Annotated in this window: 21 protein-coding genes; 14 read left to right on the top strand and 7 right to left on the bottom strand. The window is 73.7% G+C overall.

The window, feature by feature from the left end; genetic code table 11:
• Window positions 1–45: 45 nt before the first annotated feature.
• A complete protein-coding gene (locus IE329_RS22900; protein WP_190212835.1) occupies window positions 46–963 on the top strand; it encodes a DUF6891 domain-containing protein in 918 nt (305 codons plus the stop codon).
• Window positions 964–1034: 71 nt separating this feature from the next.
• Here IE329_RS22900 and IE329_RS22895 read toward each other — a convergent pair whose 3' ends face one another.
• Window positions 1035–1481, bottom strand: a complete 447-nt coding sequence (locus IE329_RS22895) for an Lrp/AsnC family transcriptional regulator (protein ID WP_190212834.1) — start codon at window positions 1479–1481, stop codon at window positions 1035–1037.
• 93 nt (window positions 1482–1574) lie between these two features.
• On the opposite strand from IE329_RS22895, the gene IE329_RS22890 reads away from it, so the two are divergent.
• From IE329_RS22890 to IE329_RS22880, 3 genes are all read left to right on the top strand, one after another.
• Window positions 1575–2393 (top strand): LLM class flavin-dependent oxidoreductase, encoded by an 819-nt coding sequence (locus tag IE329_RS22890; RefSeq protein WP_190212833.1) that lies wholly within the window; start codon window positions 1575–1577, stop codon window positions 2391–2393.
• Window positions 2390–2824 (top strand): nucleoside deaminase, encoded by a 435-nt coding sequence (locus tag IE329_RS22885; protein ID WP_190212887.1) that lies wholly within the window; start codon window positions 2390–2392, stop codon window positions 2822–2824. The genes IE329_RS22890 and IE329_RS22885 overlap by 4 nt, the downstream gene beginning before the upstream one ends.
• 84 nt (window positions 2825–2908) lie before the next feature.
• Entirely contained in the window at window positions 2909–3325 is a 417-nt protein-coding gene (locus tag IE329_RS22880; RefSeq protein WP_190212832.1) for a hypothetical protein, read from the top strand.
• Window positions 3326–3381: 56 nt separating this feature from the next.
• On the opposite strand, the gene IE329_RS22875 is transcribed toward IE329_RS22880, so the two are convergent.
• A complete protein-coding gene (locus tag IE329_RS22875; protein ID WP_229927677.1) occupies window positions 3382–4857 on the bottom strand; it encodes a helix-turn-helix domain-containing protein in 1476 nt (491 codons plus the stop codon).
• Window positions 4858–5318: 461 nt separating this feature from the next.
• Here IE329_RS22875 and IE329_RS22870 point away from each other — a divergent pair, with 461 nt between their 5' ends.
• Window positions 5319–8516, top strand: coding sequence for a M28 family peptidase (locus IE329_RS22870; RefSeq protein WP_190212831.1), 3198 nt, complete (start codon window positions 5319–5321; stop codon window positions 8514–8516).
• Window positions 8517–8974: 458 nt separating this feature from the next.
• Window positions 8975–10141, top strand: coding sequence for a damage-control phosphatase ARMT1 family protein (locus IE329_RS22865; RefSeq protein WP_190212830.1), 1167 nt, complete (start codon window positions 8975–8977; stop codon window positions 10139–10141).
• Window positions 10142–10190: 49 nt separating this feature from the next.
• Here the strand turns inward: IE329_RS22865 and IE329_RS22860 are convergent, their stop codons facing one another.
• The gene (locus IE329_RS22860) at window positions 10191–10871 is read right to left on the bottom strand and encodes a TetR/AcrR family transcriptional regulator (protein WP_190212829.1); all 681 of its coding nucleotides are present in this window, start codon (window positions 10869–10871) and stop codon (window positions 10191–10193) included.
• A gap of 73 nt (window positions 10872–10944) precedes the next feature.
• Here IE329_RS22860 and IE329_RS22855 point away from each other — a divergent pair, with 73 nt between their 5' ends.
• Entirely contained in the window at window positions 10945–11796 is an 852-nt protein-coding gene (locus IE329_RS22855; RefSeq protein ID WP_190212828.1) for a class I SAM-dependent methyltransferase, read from the top strand.
• 111 nt (window positions 11797–11907) lie between these two features.
• Here the strand turns inward: IE329_RS22855 and IE329_RS22850 are convergent, their stop codons facing one another.
• Both IE329_RS22850 and IE329_RS22845 read right to left on the bottom strand, forming a co-directional pair.
• The gene (locus IE329_RS22850) at window positions 11908–13485 is read right to left on the bottom strand and encodes a glycoside hydrolase family 53 protein (RefSeq protein WP_190212827.1); all 1578 of its coding nucleotides are present in this window, start codon (window positions 13483–13485) and stop codon (window positions 11908–11910) included.
• Between the two features lie 137 nt (window positions 13486–13622).
• Window positions 13623–15686: a beta-galactosidase gene (locus IE329_RS22845; RefSeq protein ID WP_190212826.1), complete on the bottom strand. Its 2064-nt coding sequence runs from the start codon at window positions 15684–15686 to the stop codon at window positions 13623–13625.
• Between the two features lie 223 nt (window positions 15687–15909).
• Between IE329_RS22845 and IE329_RS22840 the strand changes: the two genes are divergently transcribed.
• From IE329_RS22840 to IE329_RS22825, 4 genes are all read left to right on the top strand, one after another.
• On the top strand, window positions 15910–17226 hold the full coding sequence (locus tag IE329_RS22840) for an ABC transporter substrate-binding protein (RefSeq protein WP_190212825.1): 1317 nt from the start codon (window positions 15910–15912) through the stop codon (window positions 17224–17226).
• Window positions 17227–17306: 80 nt separating this feature from the next.
• On the top strand, window positions 17307–18221 hold the full coding sequence (locus IE329_RS22835) for a carbohydrate ABC transporter permease (protein WP_190212824.1): 915 nt from the start codon (window positions 17307–17309) through the stop codon (window positions 18219–18221).
• Window positions 18222–18224: 3 nt separating this feature from the next.
• Window positions 18225–19130 carry a carbohydrate ABC transporter permease gene (locus IE329_RS22830; RefSeq protein WP_190212823.1) on the top strand — a complete coding sequence of 302 codons (906 nt, stop codon included), beginning with the start codon at window positions 18225–18227 and terminating at the stop codon, window positions 19128–19130.
• A 55-nt stretch (window positions 19131–19185) separates the two neighbouring features.
• On the top strand, window positions 19186–20232 hold the full coding sequence (locus tag IE329_RS22825) for a LacI family DNA-binding transcriptional regulator (RefSeq protein ID WP_190212822.1): 1047 nt from the start codon (window positions 19186–19188) through the stop codon (window positions 20230–20232).
• Window positions 20233–20299: 67 nt separating this feature from the next.
• Here the strand turns inward: IE329_RS22825 and IE329_RS22820 are convergent, their stop codons facing one another.
• On the bottom strand, window positions 20300–20701 hold the full coding sequence (locus tag IE329_RS22820) for a carboxymuconolactone decarboxylase family protein (protein ID WP_190212821.1): 402 nt from the start codon (window positions 20699–20701) through the stop codon (window positions 20300–20302).
• Window positions 20702–21066: 365 nt separating this feature from the next.
• Here IE329_RS22820 and IE329_RS22815 point away from each other — a divergent pair, with 365 nt between their 5' ends.
• The 3 genes from IE329_RS22815 (at window position 21067) to IE329_RS22805 (ending at window position 24270) form a co-directional block, all read left to right on the top strand.
• On the top strand, window positions 21067–21987 hold the full coding sequence (locus IE329_RS22815; RefSeq protein ID WP_190212820.1) for an LAETG motif-containing sortase-dependent surface protein: 921 nt from the start codon (window positions 21067–21069) through the stop codon (window positions 21985–21987).
• A 230-nt stretch (window positions 21988–22217) separates the two neighbouring features.
• Window positions 22218–22649, top strand: coding sequence for a hypothetical protein (locus IE329_RS22810; RefSeq protein ID WP_190212819.1), 432 nt, complete (start codon window positions 22218–22220; stop codon window positions 22647–22649).
• Window positions 22650–22923: 274 nt separating this feature from the next.
• Window positions 22924–24270, top strand: a complete 1347-nt coding sequence (locus IE329_RS22805; RefSeq protein WP_373311259.1) for a chloride channel protein — start codon at window positions 22924–22926, stop codon at window positions 24268–24270.
• Between the two features lie 89 nt (window positions 24271–24359).
• Here the strand turns inward: IE329_RS22805 and IE329_RS22800 are convergent, their stop codons facing one another.
• A complete protein-coding gene (locus IE329_RS22800; protein ID WP_190212818.1) occupies window positions 24360–25652 on the bottom strand; it encodes an ROK family transcriptional regulator in 1293 nt (430 codons plus the stop codon).
• Between the last annotated feature and the right edge of the window lie 450 nt (window positions 25653–26102).

The raw sequence follows: 26102 nt of genomic DNA, 5'->3' as shown, positions 1-26102 counted from the left end.
CCACCGTGCGGGCCTGTTGTCGGAGCGGTGTGCCAGAGTCCTCGCATGCTCGACATCGTGGTGAAGACGGAGAACTGGGAGCGGCACGTCCGTGTGACGGCCGACGAGCTGACCGCGCTGGTCCGGCGGATCGATGGGGACGGCGATCGGTTCCTGGTGCTCCAGCCGGTCCCCGACCTGCCCGACGTCTTCGCCCAGGTGTGGCACAAGACAGGTGGTGACTACACGCTGGAGCACCGCGACGGCTCCGCGGACCGGCACTTCGAGGCAAGGGCCGACGAGCCGGAGGCCGTCGCGGCGGTACTGGCAGGCTGGGCGGCCCGGACACCCGGCTGGGACGCCGCACTGGAATGGTCACCGCTGGACATGGGACCGACACCCGAGGTTCCGCCGCTGAGCCTCACGGATCACGAGCGCGAGGAGTTGGAGACGCGCGTCCGCGAGGAGTTGGTGGGCGGCTACGCCTCACGCGCCCAACTGGCCGAACTCGCCGAGGAGTACCTGGTCACCAAGGAGCGCCGGCCGGTCTCCCGTGAGCAGGCGCAGGTACTGGCCGACCGCTTGTGGCTCCAGCGTGTGGCGGAGCAGGCCGACTGGCAGGGCGAGACGGACCCCGAGCGGCTCACCCGGGCGTTCAACGCCCTGGAGGCGTCGGGCCTCACCGCCCGGGAGGACTTCACCTGCTGCCGCAGCTGCGGCCAGGCCGAGATCGGCGGCGAAGGCGGGCCCGGCGCCCGCGGCTTCGTCTACTTCCACTCCCGGTGCACGGAATCCGCCGCGGCCGGCCATGGCCTGATGCTCCTCTACGGCGGTTTCGACGGGGCCACGGAGACCACGGCGGCGGTCGGCCGCGAGATCGTGGCCGCGCTCGACGTGGTCGGCCTGCGCACCGAGTGGGACGGTGACCCGGGCCGTGCCATCACCGTCACTCCCTTGGACTGGCGGCGCCGTCTGGTCGGCTGAGGGCCGGCCCTGCGACGCCGCCCGGCCCGCCCGGCCCGACGCCCGCACCGCCGACCCCGTCCGCCCGTCGGTCAGGGCCGCTCGGGCCCCCGGTAGGGCAGGGTCTGGCTGTAGACGACGCTGGTGGTGGTGCTGCCGAAGCCGGCCAGTTCGTCCATGAGCTTCTCCAGGTGCTCCATGGAGGTCGCGGCCACCTTGAGGGTGTAGCAGTCGTCGCCGGTGGTGCGAAGGCACTCCAGGATCTCCCGCCGCTCGGCGAGCAGGCGGCGCAGCGGCTGGTGGTGGTTGCCCGGGTACTTCAGCCGGACGACGGCGAGGACGGGATAGCCGACCTTGGCCAGGTCGACCACGGCGTGGTAGCCGGCGATGACGCCGGCGGCCTCCAGCTGCCGGACCCGCTCCGTGGTGGCCGACGGGCTGAGGCTCACCCGTCGGCCCAGCTCGCTGAGGGAGATCCGGGCCTCCCGTTGCAGCTCCCCCAGGATCGCCCAGTCGACGTCGTCAAGATTCACGGCCATATCGCGATTCTACCGGCAGAACCATGGTTGATCCCGGAGACGACCGGGAGAACAATCTTCCATCCTCCATGATCGCCGAGATAGCCTCGGATCATGCAACTAGGCGTGAACGTACCGAACTTCGGCCCAGGGACCGACCCCGGCGTGCTGCGCGAGTGGGCGCAGGTCGTGGAGGGGCTCGGCTTCGGCCTCCTCATGATGTCGGACCACGTGGTCGTCACCCCGGAGGTGGCCGAGCGGTATCCGGAGCCGTTCTACGAGCCGTTCACCACGCTGGCCTGGCTGGCCGGGGTCACCAGCAAGGTGCGGCTGGGCACGACCGTGCTGATCCTGCCGTACCGGGAACCACTGCTGGTGGCCCGTACGGCGGGCACCCTCAACCGGCTCAGCGGCGGCCGGCTGGTGCTGGGGGTCGGCGTCGGCTGGTCGCGCCAGGAGTTCCAGGCGCTCGGCGTCCCGTACTCGGCGCGCGGCAGGCTGACCGACGAGCACCTGGCCACCCTGCGGAAGGCCTGGGACGAGGAGGCCGACGGCGGCGCCGGCCCGATCCCGCTCTGGATCGGCGGCCACAGCGAGGCCGCCGTCCGGCGCACCATCAGGTTCGGCGACGCCTGGCACCCGCTGCGGGCCACCCTCCCGGCCATGCGCGCCGTCCTGGCGGAGCACGTGCTGCCGGGGTTCGCACCCCGCATCGCGCTTCGGCTCACCGACGCACCGATCGACGACCCCGAGCGGCTCGCCGGCACGGGTACCGTCGAGCAGGTCCTGGACGATCTGGACCAGCTCCGGCAGCTCGGCGCCGAGACCGTTCTGCTCGACCCCTACCACGGGGATCCCGAGGACACCCGCCGGCCGCACGCGGCCTGGCGGGCCATCGCCACCGTGGCCGACCGATGGAGGACCGCACCGTGATCACCCCCGCCGACGAGCAGCTCCTGCGCCGCGCGATCGCCCTGGCGGCGAACGCCGTCAAGCTGGGCGACGCGCCCTACGGCTCGCTGCTGGCCGCCCCGGACGGCACGATCCTGATCGAGGCCCACAACACCGTCCGCAGCGACAACGACATCAGCGCCCACCCGGAGCTGAAGCTGGCGCGCTGGGCGGCCCGCGAACTCGACCCCGAAACGGCCGCCCGCACCACCATGTACACCAGCTGCCAGCCCTGCGGCATGTGCGGCGGCGGCATCGCCCGCTCCGGACTCGGCCGGGTCGTCTTCGCGCTCGCCACCGAACAGCTCGTCGAGCTCAACCCGGTGTCCGGGGCCTGGCCGACGGTCGCCCAGGACGGCCCGGCGCTGTTCGACGAGGCGCGCGTTCCGATCGAGCAGTACTACCGGTCATGACCGTTCCCACGGCCGGCGGACACCGGCGGGGGCCCGCGTGGGGAGGGCCCCCGCCGGTCCGTCCGCACGGGTGAGGGGCGGGCGGTGAGCGGGGCCCGCCCGTACGGCGGCGTCCGGCTGCCCGAGGGGAGCTGGTGGGACTGGGAGGTGATCGGATGGGACGCCGGGCAGTTCCGGCTGGCCGCCGGGCATGACCTCGCCTACCACCACGGCCTGGAACTGGTCTTCGACCGGCCGGCCTTCGTCAGCTGTCCGGCGGAGTTCCAGGATCCGGTCTTCCGTGCGCCGACCCGCGAGGAGTGGACGGGGGTCACCCGTCGGCTCGGTGGAGTGCCGCCCGTCCTGGTCGCCTTCGAAGCGGACGCCGGCGGCCGGGAGCCCGTCTCCTGCCTGGTCGCCGCAGAGGGGTTCGAGGTCGTGCACGGGACGGTGCTGAGGTACTGGCGGGAGGATCTCGCCCCCGGTCAGCGCTTCGCCCCGTGGGTACGGCCGCCGGTGTAGCGGACCGGCCCGCCCGAACTCGCCGCCACCGCACTTCGCCGTGCCGCGGCCGCCCTTCACCGGGCCAGTTCGTCCAGTCGCCGGGCGGCGGCGGCGAGTTCGGGCGGGCCGCCGCGCCGGGCGGCGAGCCGGTCGCGGAGGCCGCGCAGTTCGTGGCCGACCAGGGCGGGCAGGCCGCCGACGCCGACGGCCGGGTCCTCCAGGGCCGGGCGCAGCAGCGCGAGGGCGGCCTGCGGGTCGTCCGCGCAGAGGTGGCAGTCGGCGATCCGAAGCCTGAACAGCAGCCGGGCCGAAGGGAGTTGCTCGGGTGCCAGCAGCTCCAGGGCGGTGCCGGCGGCGTCGAGCGCGCGGCGCGCGAGACCGGGGTCGCCGACCACGGCGGCGGCGTCCCGCAGGGCGGCCGCGGCGCCGGACTCCACCCGTAGGTGCATGGACGCGATGGTCAGCCAGGGGGCGTCGGACTCGTCGCGGGACCCGATGTGGTCGAGGTGCAGGCGGGCCCGGCCGACGTGCCGGACGGTCTCGCGGACGTCCCCGGCCAGGGCGTGCGCGCGGGCCTGGTAGACCTGCGCCATGGCGCCGGCCCAGTGCCGGCCGGGGGCCGCGCGGGTGATCTCGCGGGCGTAGCCGAGGGCGGAGGCGGCGTCGCCCTCCAGCCGGGCCAGGGTGCTCATGTCGCTCAGGGCGGCCACCTGGGTGGCCGGGTCGTCGGCCAGTTCGGACCAGCTGAGCGCGCGGTCGAAGCAGGCCATCGCGGTGGCGTTGCGGCCGCGCTGCATCCGCAGCACCCCGGCGGCGTGCGCGTACTCCGCGGCGAGCCGGGCGAGCGGGCGGCGCGGGTCGGCCGGCGCCAGCGGCAGCTGCCGGACGATGACCCGCAGGGTGTGTTCGACGGCGGCGGCGATGCCCGGGTGGATGTGTTCCTCGCCGGCCCGGATGTGGACGGCGAGAAGGCCGGTCAGGGCGTGCACGGTGTCGGCGTCCGTCCGCGGCGGGCCGTCGGGGGCGGTGGCGCAGAACCCGGCGTGCAGGGCGGCGACGTCGGCGGCCGGGGGGACGACGCAGCCGGTGGCGCCGTGCAGGGGGCAGAGCAGCCCGTAGTCGGGGAGGCGGGCGGGCAGCAGGCCGCCCAGCGGCGGGAGGGCGGTCGGGACGGGCTCGGCCGCGGGCCAGCCGGGCAACGGCGGGCGGACGGGGCCGGACGGGCCCGGCGGGTCGGGCCGGACGGGCTGCCCGTACTGTCCCTGCCGGCCGTGCTCCGCACCTGCCGCGCTCCCCGCGTGCGCCACGCCGTCCGCGTGCTCCGAACGCTCCTGGTGCTCCTGGCGTTCCTCGGCGGCGCGGAAGGCGGTCAGCAGGTCTCCCTCGGCCCCGAGCAGGCCGTCGAGCCGGGCGGCCAGCCGGGGGGTGGCCCGGCGGGTGCCGTGTTCGAGTTTGCTGATCGCCGTGTGGTCGTAGCCGACCAGGGTGGCGAGCCGGGCCTGGGTGAGGCCGGCGCTCCGGCGCCAGTGGCGCAGCCGGGCGCCGAACACCGGCCAGGGGGTGGGGCTCGCGGGGGCGGACGTCGCCGGGGCCGCGGATGCGGGGGCCTGGGGTGGCGCGGCCTGGGCTGCCAGGGCCTGGGCTGCGGGGCGCGCGGGCCCGGCGGTACCCGTGACGGCGCGCGTGACGGCGCGGCTCCCTTGCACGGCAGCTCCCCCCTGGACGCTGGGTCGACGGGCGCGGCGGGGCGCCCTCCGTGCCAGGACGGTACTGGAGGAACGCCGTCCCGTACATGACGTGGTCTCAACCACTTTGCCGGGCAGGCACCTTGACAGAACTTGCCGAAGCGCCGCCGAACATGACTAGACCATTGCTCCGGACATGACGACATGTGAGGGTTCCGGCACCCGAGCGCGGACACCCCGGTACGGCCGCCCTCCCCGGCGGCGTACCGGGGGCACCACCCGCTGCACCGTCCGCGTTCGAGGACCCCCACGTTCGAGGAGCCTCGATGCAGCACGGAACCACCAAACGCAGATTGCTGACGGCCGGGACAACCCTGGCCGTCCTGGCAGGCATGATGGCCACCACCGCCGGATCGGCGTCGGCCAAGCCGGGCGGGCCCACCACTCCCCCGCCCAGCGCCCTTGCCGCCGCCGTGTCCGCCGCCGACCAGGCGGCCGCGGCCGGCCTGGACTCGCTCGCCAAGGGCCCCGGCGAGAGCTACGAACGGCACACCGTCACACCGTGGATCGACGGCATGTACTCGGTGGCGTACGAGCGCAGCTACCGCGGCCTGCCGGTGGTCGGCGGCGACGCCGTCGTGATCGCCGACGGGCAGGGCCGGGTCCGGGCCACCCAGTCCGCCTCCACCGGCCCGGTCGGGGTGCCGACCACCCCCGTGGTCGGCGCGGCGGAGGCCGAGCGGACCTCCCGCGGCGCCCTCGCCGCCGTGGACGCGGTCGACTCGCACCGGCTGGTCGTCCGGGTGAAGGACGGCAAGGGCCGGCTCGCCTGGGAGACCGTGCTCACCGGCCGGACCGCGACCGCCCCCAGCCACCAGCACGTCTTCGTCGACGCCCGGACGGGCGCGCTGATCGACAGCTACGACGACGTCAAGGCCGGCACCATCAACAGCAGGTGGAACGGCCCCTCGCCGCTGACCATCAACACGACGGGCTCCGGCAGCTCCTACTCGCTGCGCGACCCCGGCCGCTCCGGGCTGAGCTGTGCGGACTACAGCAGCGGGCAGGTGTTCTCCAAGTCCAGCGACTCCTGGGGCACCGGCAACCCGACCAGCAAGGAGACCGGCTGCGCCGACGTGATGTTCGCGGCGCAGAAGGAATGGGACATGCTCCGCGACTGGCTGGGCCGCAACGGGCACAACGGCAACGGCGGCAGCTGGCCGGTCAAGGTCGGCCTGAACGACGTGAACGCGTACTGGGACGGCTCGTCGATATCGATCGGCCACAACAACGCCAACGAGTGGATCGCCTCGATCGACGTGGTCGGCCACGAGTTCGGCCACGGCATCGACCAGTACACCCCCGGCGGCGCCAACAACGAGTCCGGCCTGGGCGAGGCGACCGGCGACATCATGGGCGCGCTCACCGAGGCCTACGCCGCCGAGCCGTCGCCGTACGACAACCCCGACTACACCGTCGGCGAGATGATCAACCTGGTCGGCAGCGGGCCGATCCGGAACATGTACAACCCCTCGCTGGTCGGCAACAACCCGAACTGCTACTCGGCCTCGATCCCCAACACCGAGGAGCACGCGGCGGCCGGCCCGCTGAACCACTGGTTCTACCTGCTGGCCGAGGGCTCGGCCCCCGGCGGCGGCAAGCCGTCCAGCCCGACCTGCAACAGCTCCTCCGTCACCGGGATCGGCATCCGCGACGCCGGCCGGGTGTTCTACGGCGGCATGCTGCTGAAGACCAGCGGGATGACCTACAAGCGCTACCGGACGGCCACCCTGACGGCGGCCAAGAACCTCGACCCGGGCTGCACCATGTTCAACCGGGCCAAGGCGGCCTGGGACGCGGTCAGCGTGCCGGCCCAGGCCGGCGACCCGACCTGCACGCCGTCCGGCACCAACGACTTCTCGCTGACCCTCGGCCCGGCCACCGGTTCGGTGCAGCCCGGCGCCTCCACCAGCTCCACGGTCAGCACCGCGGTCACCTCGGGAAGCGCGCAGAGCGTCGGCCTGAGCGCCTCCGGCCAGCCGAGCGGCGTCACGGTGAGCTTCAACCCGTCGTCCGTGCAAGCCGGTTCGTCCGCCACGATGACCGTGTCGGCGTCCGCCGCGGCGGTCGCCGGCAGCTACACCATCACGGTGACCGGCAGCGGCACCGCGACCCACACCGCGCAGTACTCGCTCACCGTGGGCGGCGGCAACCCGGGCGGCAACGCGCCGGACATCAGCGTCGCCAACGTGCAGGCCCACCTCGCCCAGCTGAACACCATCGGCTCGCAGAACGGCGGCAACCGACGGGCCGGCACCGCCGGGCACTCCCAGTCGCTGGCCTACGTCAAGGGCAAGCTCCAGGCGGCCGGTTACACCGTCACCGAGCAGTCCTGCACGTCCTGCACCTACGTCTCCAACAACCTGATCGCCGACTGGCCGGGCGGCCCCGCCGACCAGGTCACCATGTTCGGCGCCCACCTGGACAGCGTCTCCGCCGGGCCCGGCATCAACGACAACGGCTCCGGCTCCGCCGTCCTGCTGGAGAACGCGCTCACCCTCGCGCAGCAGAACCCGACCCTGACCCGGCACGTCCGCTTCGCCTGGTGGACGGGTGAGGAGCAGGGCCTGCAGGGCTCCAACCACTACGTGAGCCAGCTCAGCTCGGCCCAGCGCAGCGCCATCAAGGGCTACTACAACTTCGACATGGTCGGTTCGCCCAACGCCGGCTACTTCATCAACAACATCACCTCCGCGGCCTCCGCACCGATGAAGGCGTACTGGGACTCGCTGAACGTCCAGCCCGAGGAGAACGTCGAGGGCCAGGGCCGCTCCGACGACTACTCGTTCCAGCAGGCGGGCATCCCCACCTCCGGCTACGCGGCCGGCGCCAGCGCCGTCAAGACCGCCGCCCAGGCGGCCAAGTGGGGCGGCACCGCGAACCGGGCCTACGACTCCTGCTACCACTCGGCCTGCGACACCAGCAGCAACATCAACGCCACCGTGCTGGACCGCAGCGCCGACGGCGTCGCCTACACCCTGTGGAAGACCTCGGTCGGGGGGACCACTCCCGCCAACGACTTCTCCCTCTCGGTGAACCCGACGACCGGTAACACCACCGCCGGCGGTTCCACCACCGCCACCGTGGCCACCGCCACCACCTCCGGCAGCGCCCAGACGGTGAACCTGACCGCCTCCGGCCAGCCGAGCGGCACCACGGTCTCGTTCAGCCCGGCCTCGGTGCAGTCCGGCTCGTCGGCCACGATGACCGTCTCGGTCGGCGCGAGCACCGCCGCCGGCACGTACACCATCACCGTGACCGGCACCGGCTCCGCCACCCACGGCACGACCTACTCGCTGGTCGTCGGCGGCGGCCAGGGCGGCGGCACCTGGGCGGCGGGCACCGTCTACCAGGCGGGCGACATCGTCACCTACGGCGGGATCAGCTACCGCTGCCTCCAGGGCCACCAGGCCCAGACCGGCTGGGAGCCGCCCATCGTGCCGGCCCTCTGGCAGCGGATCTGACCCGGCGACAAGCCACCGCGGCCCGTTGGGGGACGGGCCGCGGCCGGAACGCCGCCCGCCCGAGAGGGGTTCAGTGGGCGGACGGCAGGGATCGGCGCGGACCGGGGTGAGGGAGGGCCCCGGGCGGGCGGCCGGCGGGTGACACCGCCGTCCGTCCGCCGGGGGCAACCGGAGCGCCGGCCGGCCTCGGCGTCACGGAGGCGACGGACGAGGCGGGTTGACCCTCCGCCGATCCGGGGAAGGGGGCGGGCGGGGGTGCCGTGTGGCGACACACGACACCCCCGCCCGTCGGCGTGCCCCGTACCCGCACGAAGGACCGGCCCGCCGACCGGGTGACCGTGCGGCTCCGGGCCCCGGCCGGCCGGCCGCCGGTCCGGGGATCACCCGCCGGGCGGTGCGAGACTGGCCCCACCGGCGCTCCCCGCCCGGCGACCCCGTACCGAAGGACAGCCGCCCACGTGTCCCCAGCACCCCCCGTCCGCAGCGACGACCCCGGTTCGTTCCCCTGGAGCGTCTTCCACGAGCGTCACCCCAAGCTCGTCCAGCAGGTGCTCGACGCGCTGCCCTACGGCCCGGCCGAGCGGGCGGCGGTCGAGGACCTGCTCGCGGAGAGCACCACCGGCCTGCTACGGCCACTGACCGACGACGGCGACGACCACGAGCTCTGGCTGGCGTGGGGCCGGGACGTCTGGGGCACCCCGTGGGGCGAGGCGCCGTTCCTCTGGGCGGAGAGCTACTTCTACCGCCGCCTGCTGGCCGCCACCGGCTACTTCGGTTCGGGAGCCTGGCGAGGTGTCGATCCGTTCGCCCCCTTCAAGGACGCCGAGCTGGCCGGGCCGGCGGTGGACGAGGAGCTCGCCGCGCTGGACGGACTGCGGGGGCTCACGGCGGAGCGGCGGACGGAGGCACTGCTGGCCTCGGCCCTCTGGGGCAACCGCGCCGACCTGAGCTTCGGCCTCACGGCCGCCCCGGTGGCGGGCCGCCCGGCAGGGCTGGTCGCGGACGACAGCCGGCTGCTGCTCGCGGCGCCGGCCGCCGCCGGGCCGGCCCGGATCTGCCTGGTCGCGGACAACGCCGGCCGCGAACTGCTGCCTGACCTCGTCCTGGTCGACCACCTGCTGACCGAGGCGCCGGCCACCGAGGTCGTCGTGTACGTGAAGCCGTACCCGTACTACGTGTCCGACGCGACCATGGCCGACGCCCTGGCCACGCTCCGGCGGCTGCGCTCCTCGGCCGAGCCCGAGGCCGGGCGGATCGGCCTGCGGCTCTGGCAGGCCATGAACACCAGCCGGCTGGCCGTCCGCACCCATCCGTTCTTCTGCGCGCCGCTACCGTACCGGGAGATGCCGCCGGATCTGCGGGCCGGATTCGCCGGCGCGACGCTGACGATCCTCAAGGGCGACCTGAACTACCGCCGGCTGGTCGGGGACCAACTCTGGCCCGCCATCACGCCGTTCGCCGAGGTGGCCGGCCACTTCCCCTCCCCCGTGGCGGCTTTGCGCACCCTCAAGTCGGATGTCGTGGTCGGCCTGGACCCCCAGGTGGTGGCCGACCTGGACGCCTACGGCACCCCGTGGCGGACCAGCGGCACCCACGCCCTGATCCAGGTGCACGGCATGGCGTGACCGCGGCCGGACGGCTCCGGACCACCGCGGTGCGGCGGGTGACAGGTCCTCACCCGTCCTGCCCGTCCTGCCCGTCCTGGCCGTCCTGGCCGTCGTGGCCACTGGGCCGGTCGGCCGGTGGCCCAGGCGCTCGGCCCGCCGGTTGCGGCAGCACCCCCGCGAGCACGGTGGCGACGGTCTTCCGGAGCGCCTCGCTCTCCGGCGGCGTGCCGGCCGCGCCGGCGAAGAGCAGGTGGCCGGCCCCGATCAGGGTGGGGGCGAGGGTGTCGACGTCGGCATCGGCCGCGATCCGGCCCGCCTCCCGTTCGGCGGCGAGGTAGCCGGCCGTCATCGTGGTGGCCTCGGCGAGCAGCGGGACGCCGGCCGGCACGCTCGGGCGCAGCCTGGCCCGCAGTTCGTCCCGGGAGATGACCAGGCCGACGATCGCCACCGCGACCGACTCGAACAGCGTGCCGAGCGCCTCGGTGAGGTTGCCGGTGACGGTCCCCGTGCCCGCACGGGCGCGCAGCGCCGCGGCCTGCCCCTCGATCCGGGCGGTGCGGTCCAGCACGAGTTCGGCGAGGAAGGCGTCGAAGTCGGTGAAGTGCCGGTGCAGGACGCCCTTGGCGCAGCCCGCCTCGGTGGTGACCGCCCTGCTGGTGAGGGCGTGCGGACCGCCGCGCAGCAGGACTCGCTCGGCGGCGTCGAACAGCTGCTCGCGCGCGTCGCGGATGGCGACCCCGGTCGGCATGGTGCGGCGCTCCTTCTCGGGTCGGCGGCCGCACCCGTTGACGAGTGGGCACCTGCCCACTATGAATGGGCACATGCCCACCTTACCGCCCCCGGGGGCGATCCCCCCTCAGGACCAGCCGCACCGGCACCGGCCGCTGGCGGAGTCCTTCGGCTCGGACGCCGAGCGCTACGACCGCACCCGGCCGCCCTATCCCGACGCGCTGGTGCGCCGGATCATCGCCGCCGCCCCGGGCCGCGGGGCCCCCGGCGTCCTCGACGTCCTCGACGTGGGGGCCGGCACCGGCATCGAGGCCCGTCAGTTCCGGGCCGCGGGCTGCACGGTGCTCGGGGTCGAGCCCGACCCGCGGATGGCCGGGTTCGCCCGCCGCTCGGGCGTCGAGGTCGAGGAGGCCACCTTCGAAGCCTGGGACGGCGCCGGCCGCCGCTTCGACGCGGTGGTCTCGGGACAGGCCTGGCACTGGGTGGACCCGGTCGTCGGAGCGGCGAAGGCCGCCGAGGTGCTGCGGCCGGGCGGCCGGCTCGCGGTGTTCTGGAACGTCGCCCGGCCGCCGGCCGGGGCCGCCGAGGCCTTCGCCGCGGTCTACGACCGGGTCGCGCCCGACTCGCTGGGGGCCCGCGCCCACCGGCTGCCGACCGCCGCCCTGGCCGGCTACTCGACCGTGTTCGACCGGGCCGCCGACGGCATCCGGCAGGCGGGCGCCTTCGGCGAACCCGAGCGGTGGCGGTTCGACTGGCGGCGGCGGTACTCCCGCGACGAATGGCTGGACCAGCTGCCCACCCAGGGCGACCACGGCCGGCTCCCGCCGGCCGTCCTGGCAGCGGTGCTCGCCGGTGTCGGCGCCGCCGTCGACGCCCTGGGCGGCGCGTTCACGATGGAGTACAGCGCGGTGGTGGTGACAGCGGCACTGGACGGTGACGGCTGACACCGGAGCGGATGCGCCGGAGCGGCTGACACCGGAGCGGATGCGCTCGCCCGGTCGTGCCCGGCCCGCACGGGGGCCGGGCCGGGCACGACCGGGCCGGCACCGGCCCCGTCAGCGGTGGTTCAGCCAACTCATCGCGGCAGTCGGCCGGTTGGCGTAGTCGAACAGGGCCTGGTTCTCCCAGGCGTTGCCCGAGGCGGGATCGGCCGGGTCCCAGCCGTTGCCGGGCACTGCCGTCCAGGCCGGCTCCCAGTAGAAGGCCCCGAGCCCCTTGCCGCCCGGCACGGCCTCCACCACGTTGAGCACGTCGCGCAGCGCGGCGGCCTGGCCGGCCTGGGTGGCCGGGTAGCCGGTCGTCAACTGGGCGGTGGTGGCGAGGTTGTTCTCCAGCGAGTCGTTGTTGGCCAGGGTGAAGGCGTAGGCCGTCTCGGCGACGGCGACCTTCTTGCCGTACCGGGCGGCCATGTCGTCGAGCGTGGTCTGCAGGTCGTTCAGCGGGCCGTGCCAGTAGCTGTAGTAGGAGAGTCCGATCACGTCGAACGGCACGCCGCGCGACACCGCGTTGTCGAAGAAGGTGCGGGCGCCGGCGTCGTCCCCGCCCTTGGCGAGGTGCAGCATGACCTGGGTGGAGGAGCTGACGGCCTTCGCGGCCGCGGCGCCCTGGGTGAGGAAGGAGGCCAGGTTGGTCCAGTTGGCCGTGGAGCCCTCCGGCCAGAGCATGCCGCCGTTGATCTCGTTGCCGATCTGCACCATGTCGGCGGTGGTGCCCTGCGCCTTGAGGGCGTTCAGCACGTCGTAGGTGTGGTTGTAGACGGCGGTGCCGAGCTGGGCCGCGGTGTACGAGGCCCAGGGCGAGGGCTTGGTCTGGGCGCCCGGGTCGGCCCAGACGTCGGAGTAGTGGAAGTCGATCAGGGTCTTCATGCCGAGTGCCTTGGCGCGGGCGGCCATGGTCAGCACCCTGGCCTTGGAGTTGTAGCCGTCGGCGGGGTTGACCCAGACCTTCAGCCGGGCGTAGTTGGCGCCGGCCGCGTGCAGGACGGTCAGGGCGTCGGCGGGGGTGCCGTCGCCGTACGCGTAGGTGCCGCCCTTGTCCTCGCTCTTCTTCAGGGTCGAGACGTCGACGCCGCGGGCGGCCACGCCGGTGCTGCCCGAGGTCAGTGTGATGTCGTCGACGTTGAGCCAGTTCCCGGCGTTGGCGTCGGAGTTGATGCTGATGGTGCACTGGCCGTTGGTGACCGCGACCGGGGTGACCAGTCGGATCCAGCCGCCGTTCGGGGTGGCCGGGAGGTCGGTGCGCTGTTCGGCGCCGCCGCAGCCCTTCAGTGCGAGGTAGGCGGCGTTCTGCCCGCCGCTGGAGCGGACCCAGGCCGTCAGCGTGTAGCTGCCGTTGGTCAGGCCGGAGAGGTACTGGTAGGTCTCCACCTTGTAGGCGGCGGCCGCCCAGTGGGTGAGCCGGTAGGAGCCGCTGTGGCCGCCCGCCTCGGTGTAGGAGGCGGCGCTCTGGCCGCCGGCGGAGTAGGTGGACCATCCGGTGGGGGTCGCGGTGCCGGCCGAGCCGGTCTCGAAACCGGGGTTGGCGACGGTGACGGCCGCCTGTGCGGAGGTGGTGGGGAGCGCGACCGTGGTGGCGGCGGCGATCACGAGCGAGGCGGCGGCGCCGGCGAGCAGGCGCTTGGTTCCCTGGGGCATCGTCGTCCTTGGCGATGAGGTGGGGTGGGGGAGGTGGAGCCGTGGGGGTGCGGCCCGGCGGCCGTGTGCTGGGGACACGGCCGCCGGGCCGGGGCGGGGCACCTGCCCGGGCCGACCCTCGGCGGGCCGGGCAGGAGTCAGAGCCGGACGACCCGGGTGGTGCCCGCGGGGACGTCCAGGGCGCCGGAGACGGCTGCGTCGGTGAGCAGTTCGACGCCGTCGCCGGGCAGCGGCACGCGGGCGTCGGCGCCGCTGTGGTTGACGGCGAAGAGGTACCGGCCGTGTGCGCCGGCCCGTTCCACCACCTCGACGTCGCGGGGCAGTCCGCGCTCCGGCAGGCCGGCCCCGGCGGCCGCCCGGGCGAGCACGGTGTCCAGGCCGGCGGCGTCCAGGCGGCTGGAAACGTACCAGGCCGAGCCTGGGCCGAGGGCGTGGCGGGTCACGGCGGGGTGCCCGGCGGCCGGTCCGTCGGCGTACCGCCAGAGGGTCTCGGCTCCGCGCGGCACGACGAACTCGGACCACACGTCGCCGGTGAGGTCCGCCCCGCCGCCGGTCAGCCGGACCTGCTGACCGGCCCGCAGCGGTGCGAACTCCTCGACGGTGAGGCCGAGGACGTCGCGCAGCGCGCCGGGGTGCGGGCCCGGGTGCACGGCGTCGTGCTCGTCGACGATGCCGGAGAAGCAGGAGACCACCAGGGTGCCGCCGTTCTCGACGTAGCGGCGCAGGTTGCGGGAGGCCGCCTCGGTCATCAGGTACAGGGCGGGGACGAGCACCAGCGGGTAGCCGGCGAGGTCGGCCTCGGGGTGGGCGAAGTCGACGGTGAGGTGGCGGTCGTAGGCGGCCGCGTACCAGCTGTCGGCCCGCTCGCGGGCGTCCAGGTCGACGCTGGGCCGCCACTCCAGCTTCTGCGCCCACCAGGACTGCCAGTCCCACAGGACGGCGGCGTCCGCGACCACCCGGCTGTCCCGGACCTCGCCCAGGGAGCCGAGCGCGGAGCCGAGTTCGACGACCTCGCGCCAGATCCGGCTGTCCGTGCCGGCGTGCGGGAGCATCGCGGAGTGGAACTTCTCGGCGCCGTGCCGGGAGGCCCGCCACTGGAAGAACATCGCGCCGTCGGAGCCCCGCGCGACGTGGGCGAGGCTGTTGCGGGCCAGCTCGCCCGGCTGCTTGGCGAGGTTGCGGGGCTGCCAGTTGACCGCGCCGGTGGAGTGCTCCAGCAGCAGCCAGGGCCGCCCGCCGGCGACCGAGCGGGTCAGGTCGGCGGACATCGCGAGGTTGATGTGGTTCCGCTCCCCCTCGGCGACCAGGTAGTGGTCGTTGGCGACCAGGTCGACCTCGCGGCCCCAGGCCCAGTAGTCGAGGGACTCGCACTGGGAGAGCGCGGTCATGAAGTTGGTGGTGACCGGGATGCCGGGTGCCAGGCGGTGCAGGATGTCCCGCTCGCGCCGGAAGTTGTCCAGCAGCGCGTCGCTGGTGAAGCGGGCCCAGTCGAGCTGCTGCGCGGGGTTGCCGGCGGTGGGGGTGAGCCGGGGCGGGCGGATGTCGTCCCAGCTGGTGTAGTGCTGGCCCCAGAAGGTGGTGCCCCAGGCCTCGTTGAGCTGCTTGAGGGTGGTGTACCGCTCGGTCAGCCAGCGCCGGAAGTGCTCGGCGGAGGTCTCGCAGAAGCAGGCGCTGACCGGCACACCGTACTCGTTGTGGACGTGCCACAGGGCGACCGCCGGGTGGCCGCCGTAGCGCCGGGCGAGCTGTTCGGTGATCGAGGCGGCGGCCTGCTGGTAGGCGGGTGAACTGTGGCAGATCGCGCCGCGGGAGCCGAACTCGTACCGGACGCCTTCCCGGTTGACCGGCAGCGCCTCGGGGTGGTCCCGGTAGAACCAGGCCGGGGGCACCACGGTGGGGGTGCCGAGGTCGGCCCGGATCCCGTTCTCGTGCAGCAGGCCGAGCAGCCGGTCGAGCCAGCCGAAGTCGTAGCTGCCGCGCTCGGTCTCCAGCAGGGCCCAGGAGAAGATCCCGACGCTGACCATGGTGACACCGGCCTCGCGCATCAGCCGGACGTCCTCCGCCCAGACCTCCTCCGGCCACTGCTCAGGGTTGTAGTCCCCGCCGTAGGCGAGCGTCTCCAGCCCGACGGGCCGGCGGGGCCGGTCACCGGGACCGGCGGCCGCCTCCGGGGTGTTGTCGCGGGTCAGCGGGTGTTCCATGGATGCTCCATCGAGAAGAACTGTGAACGTACACAGCCTTGGGCGCTCTGTGTTTCGGCAACATAACCGTATGAGGCTGGGGATTGACAAGTGTCCGCTGCGTTTCCGTACTGTGAACGTGCACAGCGACGGTGGTGGCCCCGGGAGCACCGGAGGCCCGCACCCGTACGTCGTGAACCCCCACCCTTCCCCCGCTCCCCCAGCCGTGATCCCGGGAGGATCCATGCACCGTCGCCTTGCCCTCGCCACGGCCGCAACGCTCTGCGGCGCGCTCGCGCTGACCGCCTGCGGCAGCAGCGGCAGCGGCTCCGACGCCGCCGGGCCCGCCGCCGGGCCGGTCAAGCTGACCTTCTGGTCCTGGACGCCGAACATGGACAAGGTGGCCGCGATCTGGAACGCCGCCCACCCGGACATCCAGGTCAGCGTCCAGAAGCAGGCCTCCGGCGACGACCTGGTCACCAAGACCATCACCGCCGCGAAGGCCGGCAACGCCCCCGACCTGCTCCAGGCCGAGTACCAGGCACTGCCCACCCTGGTCAGCAACGACGTGCTCGCCGACATCGCCAAGCAGACGGCGGGCACCAAGGACAGGTTCGCCGCCGGGGTCTGGCAGCAGGTCACGCTCGGCTCGGACGCCGTGTACGCCGTCCCCGAGGACACCGCGCCGCTCGCCCTCTACTACCGGCAGGACCTCTTCCAGCAGTACGGGCTGAAGGTGCCCACCACCTGGGCGGAGTTCGCCGACGCCGCCCGGCAGCTCAAGCAGAAGGACCCGGCCAAGGCCCTCACCACCTTCTCGGCCAACGACTCCGGCCTGTTCGCGGGCCTCGCCCAGCAGGCCGGCGCCAAGTGGTGGACGTCCTCCGGCGAGACCTGGAAGGTCGGCATCGACGACGCGGCCGGCAAGAAGGTCGCCGACTTCTGGGGCGGCCTGGTGAAGGAGGGGGCGATCGACAACCAGCCGATGTACACCCCGGCCTGGAGCAAGGCGCTGAACGACGGCAGCCAGATCGCCTGGGTCTCCGCCGTCTGGGCGCCCGGCGTCTTCACCTCCTCCGCCCCGGACACCAAGGGCAAGTGGGCCATCGCCCCGCTGCCGCAGTGGAACGCCGGCGAGTCCGTGACCGGCAGCTGGGGCGGCTCCACCACGGGCGTCACCACCGGCGCCGCCAAGGCCGGCCACGCCGACGCCGCCGCGCAGTTCGCCACCTGGCTGAACACCGACCCGGAGGCCGTCGCCGCGCTGGTCAAGGAGGCCGGCATCTACCCGGCCGCGACCGCCGCCCAGAGCGGTGGCGCACTCGCCGCCGCGCCGGAGTTCTTCGCCAACCAGCCTGACTTCTACACCCAGGCCGCCGCCATCGCGAAGAACACCGCCCCCGCCGCCTGGGGTCCCAACGTCAACGTCGCCTACTCCACCTTCAAGGACGCCTTCGGCAAGGCCGCCCAGGAGAAGGGCGACTTCTCCGCCGCGCTGACCGCGATGCAGCAGGCCACCGTCGCCGACCTGAAGAAGAACGGCTTCAAGACCGAGGGCTGACCGCCCGCCAGCCCGGCCCGGGGGCCGCCGCCGCACGGCGCGGCCCCCGGGCGCCGAACCCCCCACTCCCTAGGACCGCCATGGCGTCCCACCAGTCCCGCCCGTCCCGGCGCCTCGCCCCGTACGCCTTCCTCTCCCCCGCCGTCGTGCTGTTCGCGCTGTTCTTCGCCCTGCCGATCGGCTACGCGCTGTACCTGAGCTTCCGCTCCGTCCAGGTCAAGGGCCTGGGCCTCGGCTCGCACGCCCGTACCGAGGTCTGGGCGGGCCTGTCCAACTACGCCTCCGCGATCAGCGACCCGGAGCTGCTCGCCGGGTCCGGACGCACCCTGCTGTACGGCGCACTGCTGGTCCCCGCCATGCTCGGTGCCGCCCTGCTGCTCGCCCTGCTGCTGGACACCCCCCGGGTGCGGCTCGGCGCCCTGTCCCGGCTGGCGATCTTCCTGCCGTACGCCGTGCCGGGCATCGTCGCCTCGCTGCTCTGGGGCTTCCTCTACCTGCCGACCGTCAGCCCCGGCTACTTCCTGCTCGACCGCGCCGGCCTCGGCGGCCCGGACCTGCTGCACGGCAACGGGCTGTTCGTGGCGCTCGCCAACATCGCGGTCTGGGGCGGCACCGGCTTCAACATGATCGTGATCTACACCTCGCTGCGGGCCGTCCCCGCCGAGCTGTACGAGGCGGCCCGCCTCGACGGCGCGTCCGAACTGCAGATCGCCCTGCGGATCAAGATCCCGATGGTGCTGCCCTCGCTGGTGCTGACCTTCTTCTTCTCGATGATCGCCACCCTCCAGGTGTTCAGCGAGCCGATGACCCTCAAGCCGCTGACCAACAGCATGAATTCCACCTGGAGCCCGCTGATGAAGGTCTACCGCGACGCCTTCGTCCAGGGCGACATCCACTCGGCCGCCGCCACCTCGGTGGTCATCGCGGCCGCCACCCTCGTCCTGTCCTTCAGCTTCCTCAAGCTGGTCAACAACCGCTCCGACGGAGGCAGCTGAGCCATGAGCACCACCCTGACCGACCGCCGCCGCACCGCCCCCGCACCGGGCACCACCCCCGGCGACGCCGTCGCCCCGCCCCGGCGCACCGCGTGGATCCCCACCCTCGTCCTGCTGCTGGGCGCGGTCTACTGCCTGATCCCGATCCTCTGGGTGGTGATGGCCTCCACCAAGAGCAGCGGCGAGCTGTTCACCACCTTCACCTTCGCCCCCGGCAGCGGCCTGCTCGACAACCTCGCCGAGCTGTCGCACTACCGCGACGGCGTCTACTGGCAGTGGATGGCCAACTCGGCGCTCTACGCCGGCGCCGGCGCCCTGCTGTCCGCCGCGCTCTCCGGCGTCACCGGCTACGCCCTGGCCAAGTACCGGTTCCGCGGCCGCACCGCGATCTTCAACATCCTGCTCGCCGGCGTGCTGATGCCGCCGATCACGCTGGCCGTCCCGCAGTACCTGCTGATGGCGCAGGCCGGCCTGGCGGACAGCTACTGGTCGGTCCTGCTGCCCAGCATCGTCAGCCCGTACGGCATCTACCTGGCCCGGATCTACGCGGCCGCCGCGATCCCGGACGAGGTGGTCGAGGCCGCCCGGGTGGACGGCGCGAAGGAGTTCCGGCTGTTCCGCAGCGTGGCCCTGCCGATGATGGTGCCCGGCCTGGTCACCGTCTTCCTGTTCCAGTTCGTGGCGATCTGGAACAACTTCCTGCTGCCGTACATCATGCTCGGCGACGACCACAAGTTCCCCGTCACGGTCGGCCTGTACTCGCTGCTCCAGCAGGGCGCCAACGCGCCCGCGCTCTACACCCTGGTGATCACCGGCGCGCTGCTCTCGGTGATCCCGCTGATCCTGCTGTTCGTGGGACTCCAGCGCTTCTGGCGCATCGATCTGCTCTCCGGGGCCGTAAAGTCCTGACCGTCCGCCACTGCCGCGCTTGTCGGCAGCTCCCCCGCAAGGAACGCTTAGCACCATGACGGAACCAGCACCCCAGGGCCGGCCCGCCGGCAAGCCCCGCCGCGCACCGACCATCCACGACGTCGCCGCGGTCGCGGGTGTCTCGCGCGGCACCGTGTCGCGGGTGCTGCAGGGCGGGCACAACGTCAGCCCGGCCTCCCTGGAGGCGGTGAACGCGGCGATCGGCAAGCTCGGGTACGTGGTCAACCGGCACGCCCGCAACCTGGTCACCCAGCGGTCCAACTCGGTGGCGTTCCTGCTCACCGAGCCGCAGGAGCGCTTCTTCGAGGACCCCAACTTCACCACGCTGCTCCGGGGTTGCACGGCCGCCCTGGGCGAGCACGACATCCCGCTGCTGCTGATGACGGCGGGCGACGAGGCGGAGCGCCGCCGGGTCGTGCGCTACCTGGCCGCCGGCCACGTGGACGGGGTGCTGCTGGTCTCCTCGCACCGCGGCAACCCGATGATCGAGCACCTGCGGGAGGCCGAGATCCCGATGGTCTCCTGCGGCAAGCCGCTCGGCCAGCGCGGGCGGGTCGCGTACGTCGCGGCCGACGACCGGGAGGGCGCGAAGGACATGGTCCGCCACCTGATCGAGTCGGGCCGCAGCCGGGTCGCCACCGTCGCGGGGCCGCAGGACACCCCCGGCGGGGTCGAGCGGCTGCTGGGCTACCGCGAGGTGCTGGACGAGTACGGCATCACCTTCGACGAGAGCCTGGTGGCGTACGGCGACTACAGCCGGGCCGGCGGCGAGCAGGCCGCCGACCGGCTGCTGGCCGCCGCACCGGGCCTGGACGCGCTCTTCGTGGCCTCGGACCTGATGGCCGACGGCGCCCTGGCCGCCCTCGACCGGGCCGGCCGCAGCGTCCCCGGGGACGTCGCGGTCGGCGGCTTCGACGACTCGCCCGCCGCCCTCACCACCCGCCCGGCGCTGACCACCGTCCGCCAGCCCTGGGACCGGATCAGCCAAGAGATGGTCCGCCTGCTGCTCGCCCAGATCGCGGGCGAGACCCAGCCGACGGTGATCCTCCCGACCGAACTGGTGATCCGCGAGTCGGCCTGAGCAGAGGACCGGGCGCCCCGGGGACGTCCGGCGCGCCCGGTCCACACCCGAGCCGGCCGGCACCGCGTCAGACGCCGCTACCCGGCGCCGCATCCGATCCGGATTCCGATCCCGGCTCCGGCTCCGGCTCCGGCTCCGGTGCGAGGAGCGTGACGCCGAGTGCCTGCTCCATGCCACGCGCGGCCGCGACGATGCGGGCGCTGCCGACCAGCGGCGCCAGCGCCACCAGCAACCCGCGGACCCGCTCCGCCGGGATGCCGCTCCGCCGGGCCGCCGCGACGTTCAGCAGGTACGAGTCCGGCACGGCCCCCATGGCGACCAGGGCCGCGATCCGGACCAGCAGGTACGTCTCCTCGTCCAGACCCGACGCTTCGAAGGCGCCCAGCGTCATCCCGGTGAGGGTCTCCAGCAGCGGCGGCACGGAGCCGGCGGCCTGTCCCGGATCATCGCTCGCGTCGAAGACGGCCATCTCGCTCGTTCCTCTCGCCGGCTGTCCCTGGGGACCACCGTCTCACGCGTTCCCCACCAACGGCCCGTCGTACGCGCCCGCGCCCGGCGGGACCTCCCGCCCAGACCGGGCGGGGCGCCCGGAAGCGGTCCGACGAGGGGCGGGGGCGGGCCGCACCGGCCCCGCCCACGGGCCCGGCCTCCGTCCGGAGCCCCGCGACCCACAGTCACGCATTCACTGCACGGGCAATTGACCCGAAAGCTCTCGTGACTGCGCGCCATCGGCCATCCCCGGCCGCCCGTATGCGAATTGACACCACTAGGATGGCGAATCCCCTGGAATTCCCCGGGGTCGATCCGGGCATAATCAACCAAAGAGTCGGAGCAATGACAATTCGCACCACCAGGACGCTGGCGGCGTCCACCCTGCTCGCCCTCGCCGTCGGCGCGAGCCTCGGCAGCACGAGCGCCGGCGCGGTCAGCGCCTCCCCCAGCCCCACCGCCACCGCCAGCCCCACCGTGTCGGCCGCCCCCTCCGCCTCCGCGGCCCCGACGGCCTCCCCCGGCGCCACCACGAGTGCGCCGACCGGCCACCCGAGCGCCCCACTGCCGTCCCCGGGCAGCAGCGACCCCCAGTGCGTCAACGGTGTCGGGCACGACAGCCTGAAGGTGACGGGAACCGGCCTGTGGGGCACCACCCTGGTCAAGGGCGGCCCCGCCCAGGAGATCACCACGACCTGGGAGAACACCAGCGGCGTGGACATCGCGAAGTTCGCGACCTACCTCTATCTCACCGAGGAGGAGCCGACCACCCCGATCCGCCCGTTCACCAAGGATCTCTTCGAGGTCCAGGTCCGCACGCCGGGCACCGACTGGAAGCCCGCGTACTTCAACGATTCGCGCTCCGTCGACACCGGCACCCACGCCATCGCCAAGGGCGGAAAGCTCACCGTCTCGGTGCGGATAACCGCGACCACCAAGCTCCCGACCGGCCCGTACGGCGGCAATCAGGGCGGTGCCTCCGAGGTCTTCGACAACAGCGTCATCCCCCACCCGACCAGCACCCAGAAGTACAGCTGCACCCAGTACACCGGCTACTACGAGGGCCGGACGAAGGTCTCCGACACCGCCGACGCCGCCACGGCCACCCCCGGCACGGTCAGGCCGACCACGACCGCCGGCCCCGGCCTGGCCGAGACGGGCGGCAGCTCCAGCACCCTGCCGATCGCCGCCGCGGGCGCCGTCGTCCTGGCCGCCGGAGCCGGGACCCTCCTCGTCCTGCGCCGCCGCAAGGCCGCGCACCAGTAGGAACGGGCAGCGGTGACCCCACCCGGGTCCCGCCGGTCGCGGGCCGCGCCGTCGCCGCCGGGAGGGCGGCCGCGGCGCGGCCCGCACCGGGGGCGGGACGCGCCGGCACCAGGACGGCCGCGGCCGTCCGCAGGCTCCCTCCCGCTCCCACCCGATCCGCACCGCCGGTTGTCCGGCCCGGCGTCAGCACCTGCCTCTCAGGCCTACGAGAACGGGAAGGGCGCCTCACCATGCCGCACTCCACGGCGCACGACCGGAAAAGCTGGACCGCCGTCGCCGTCGGCCGGTACCTGGCCGGGTTCCTCGGCCTCCTGCTCGCGGTGGTGCTCCTGCTGCTGCCGTTCACCGGGCCCGAACACGACCCGGACGGGTTCGCCGGACCGACCGTGAGGAGCCTGGTCGAACTGGTACAGACGAGCTGCCTGTGGATCGCGGTCCCGTCCGTACTGGTCCTGGTCGTCGTCTCGGGGCGGGCGGCCCGTGGTGCGCCGGTGCGCCGGCGGACCGCGGTACTGCTGGTGGCCCCCCTGCTGCTCCCGCTCCTCGCCGGAGCGTTCCCCGTGCTGTTCCTCGCCGGGGCCCACCTGGTGTACGCCCTGCGGATCATGCCGGGGGAACTCGTCGCGCGGGCGCCGGGGAGCTCCGGGAGCGCCGACACGTAGGACGGCCGCCGTGCCCGGTCGGCTCCTACGGCAAAGCCCCGGTCCGCCCCGGCCCGGCCGCCCGTCCCGGCGTCGGCGAAGGCGTACGGGGGACGGGAAGCACCCGGCGCGGCGCCGCCGCGCGGACGAATACGGCCGATCGCGCGGACTTGCTGCCATCATCGGAAAAGGCCCGGCCGGCCGGCGTCCGACGCCGCCGGGCCGCCGCGTACCCCGCCCACCGCATCCCCGTCGAGCGCCGGCGCCCACCGGCCGGACGGCACCGAGGAGCACCTTGACGTCACCGAACGGGCCGGCCGCGGACCCAGCCGCCGCTGCCCTCCTCGCGGACCCCTTCGGCCCGCTGCGGAGCAGGGGCTATCTGATGCTCCTGATCGTGGCCGCCGTGCTCGGCGTCGTCCTGTCGGCGGGCGCGTACGGATTCCTCCGGGCCGTCTCCATCCTCCAGGACGCGGTGTACACGCACCTGCCCGAGGCCCTCGGCTTCGACGGGGCGCCGGTGTGGTGGCCACTCCCCTTCCTGGGAGTGGCCGGTCTGCTGGTCGCGCTGACGGTCCGGTACCTGCCGGGGAACGGCGGGCACCAGCCGGCCGAGGGGCTGAACACCAAGGGCGCGCCGCCGGCGGCCGACCTCCCGGGCATCCTGCTGGCGGCGGTGTTCTCGCTCAGCCTCGGCGCGGTCGTCGGCCCGGAGGCCCCGCTGATCGCGCTCGGCGGCGGCATCGCGCTGTACCTGTTCCGGCTGATCAGGCCCGACGCCGACCGGACGACCCAGGCGGTGGTCGCGGCCTCCGGCAGCTTCGCCGCCGTCAGCGCCCTGCTCGGCTCGCCCCTGCTCGGGGCGTTCCTGCTGATGGAGGCGTCCGGCCTCGGCGGGCCGATGCTCGGCATCGTGCTGCTGCCGGGCCTGCTGGCCTCCGGGGTCGGCTCGCTGGTCTTCACCGGCATCGGCTCCTGGACCGGGGTCGGCAGCGGCTCGCTGGTGATCCCGAGCCTGCCCGCGGTGGGCCGGCCGGACCTCGGCCAGTTCGGCTGGGCGCTGGTGATCGGGGTCGCGTCGGCCTTCCTCGGCACCGCGATCCAGCGGACGGCGCTGCGACTGCAGCCGCGGGTGAACGGCTCCCGGCTGTTCTGGACGCCGGTGATGGGCCTGGTCACGGCCGGGGTGGCGATCGCCTACGCCGAGGGCACCGGCAAGGACTTCTCCGAGGTGCTCTTCTCCGGCCAGAGCCAGCTGCCGGAGCTCCTGCTGCACACCCAGAGCTACACCGCGGGCGCGCTGGCCCTGTTGGTCGCCTGCAAGAGCATCGGCTACTGCGTCTGCCTCTCCGCCTTCCGCGGCGGGCCGATCTTCCCGGCGATGTTCATCGGCGCGGCCGGCGGGATCGCCCTCTCCCACCTGCCGGGGCTTCCGTTCGTGGCCGGTGCCGCGATGGGCATGGGGGCGATGTCGGTGGCGCTGCTGCGACTGCCGATGACCTCCGTCCTGCTCGCCACGCTGCTGCTCGGGGCGGACGGCGTGACGGTGATGCCACTGGTGATCGTGGCCGTGGTGGTGTGCCACGTCACCGCGTCCCGGCTGGTCCCGCCCCCGGCCGCACCGGTGCCCGCCGGGGCCTGACCCGTGGTCCGGGCCCCGGGCCGACGGCGCGTCCGGTGCCGGGCCGGGCCGCGGCCCCGGCCCAGGAGCGGCGGGGGTTGCCCGTCCGGCTACGCCGGTTCGGCGCCCGGCTCGCCGTGCGAGACCGTCGCGCGCACCCGCACCACGGAGGGGTCGTTGAAGAGCGGTTCCAGGGTGAGCTGCGCCCCACCCTGGGCCGCGTTGGAGAGCCCGAGCGTCGAGGCGGCCACCACCACCCGCGGCGCGGCGGGCGAGATCCGGCGCCGGTCGACGAACCGCTGCGCCTCGTCCACCAGGTAGCGGCCGAAGACCGCGAAGTAGCCGCCGAGGACGATCCGCGAGGGGTTCAGCACGTCCACCAGGACACTCAGGCCGAGCGAGAGGTCGTCGGCGATCACGGCCAGCGCGGCGAGGGTGCGGGGATCGCCCGCCTCGGCCCGGGCGAGCAGCTCGGCCAGGCGCTCGGCCAGGTCGACCGAACGGTCGTGCACCCGGTCGGCGGGGTCGGCGGCCGCGTCCAGGAAGGCCTGGAGCCCGACGGCGACCTCCCAGCAGCCGGTCCGCCCGCAGGCGCAGGGCCGGTCGAGTCGGTCGAGCTTCATGTGCCCGATCTCCGAGCCGCTCAGCAGCGTGCCCCCGGAGATGCCGGCCCCGCCGACGCCGATCCCGCCGCTGACGTACACCAGCTCGTGGACGTCGGTGCCCCGGGCGGCCACGTACTCCGCGAGGGCGCCGGACGCGGCGTCGTTCTCGACCAGGACGGGCGGACAGCCGGGCCCGAGCAGGGCGCGCAGTTCGTCCGCCGCCCGGACGTCGTGCCAGCCGAAGTTGGTCGCCACCCGGACCGTCCCGGAGGCCGCGTCCACCGAGCCCTGGCTGACCAGGGTGATGCCCACCGTCCCCATCCCGTGCTCGCCGACGGCGCGCAGGCTCTCGGTGACCAGCTCGGCGACCGCGGTCAGGGCGGCGCGCGGCGGCAGGGAGGCGACGTCGAGCGCCCGGCGGCCCTCGTGGACGACGGCGCCGCGCAGGTTCACCGCCGTCACGGTGATGTGGTCGACCCCGATCTCGGCGCCGATCCCACAGATCCAGCGGCCGTCGAGGTCGACGATCCGGTGCGGGCGGCCGACGGCGCCGGCCCGGTCCAGCTCGCCCTCGCGCACCAGTCCGCGCTGGATGAGGTCGGCCACCAGGACCGAGACGGTCGCCTTGGGCAGCCCGGTGGAGGTGGCGATCCTGGTCCGCGACTGCTCGCCGTTCTCGCGCAGGTGGCGCAGGACCACGCCCAGGTTGTTGCGGCGCAGGGAGGCCTTGTCGGCGGCCTCCGGGTAGCCGGCCTTCCCGCCGCCGGACCGCGTGGTGCTCCGCTGCTCCTGTCGCACGTCTTCTCCTCCTGCCGGGCCCACCACCACTCTGGCCCTCCCCCTCGGGTGCTTCAACGTCGTGCGGGCGCTCTTGGTCCCGGCTGCGCCGGACCTTCTACGCGAGTCATGTTAGTTGGTGCAGTACATAAAATAACCCTTGGCTCGGCTCCGCACAACGCATCGTGAGATGCGGGCCTCGGAGGTCGCTCGACCAGCCACAGCAGGACCCGGAGCACGGTCACGACCGAGAATCTTTCCTCCGCACCTCTTGACGCTCCTCCCTTTAGTTCACACACTAGCTCAACTAAAGGCCCCGTGCGTTCGACGGCCTCACCCCCGTGCACCTGCCGCCGAGCGTCCGGCGGCGCTCCGAGAGGACCCTCCCCCGTGAAGAACCGTGCGTTCAGAACCGTCACCCTCGCCATGGCGATCACGTCGTTGGCCGCCGTCGCGGCCTGCGGATCGGGG

The sequence above is a fragment of the Kitasatospora indigofera genome (assembly GCF_014655955.1).
Classification (GTDB): Bacteria; Actinomycetota; Actinomycetes; order Streptomycetales; family Streptomycetaceae; genus Kitasatospora; species Kitasatospora indigofera.
Note: the sequence above shows the minus strand (reverse complement) of the source record. Positions and strands in the feature narration are given on the sequence as shown.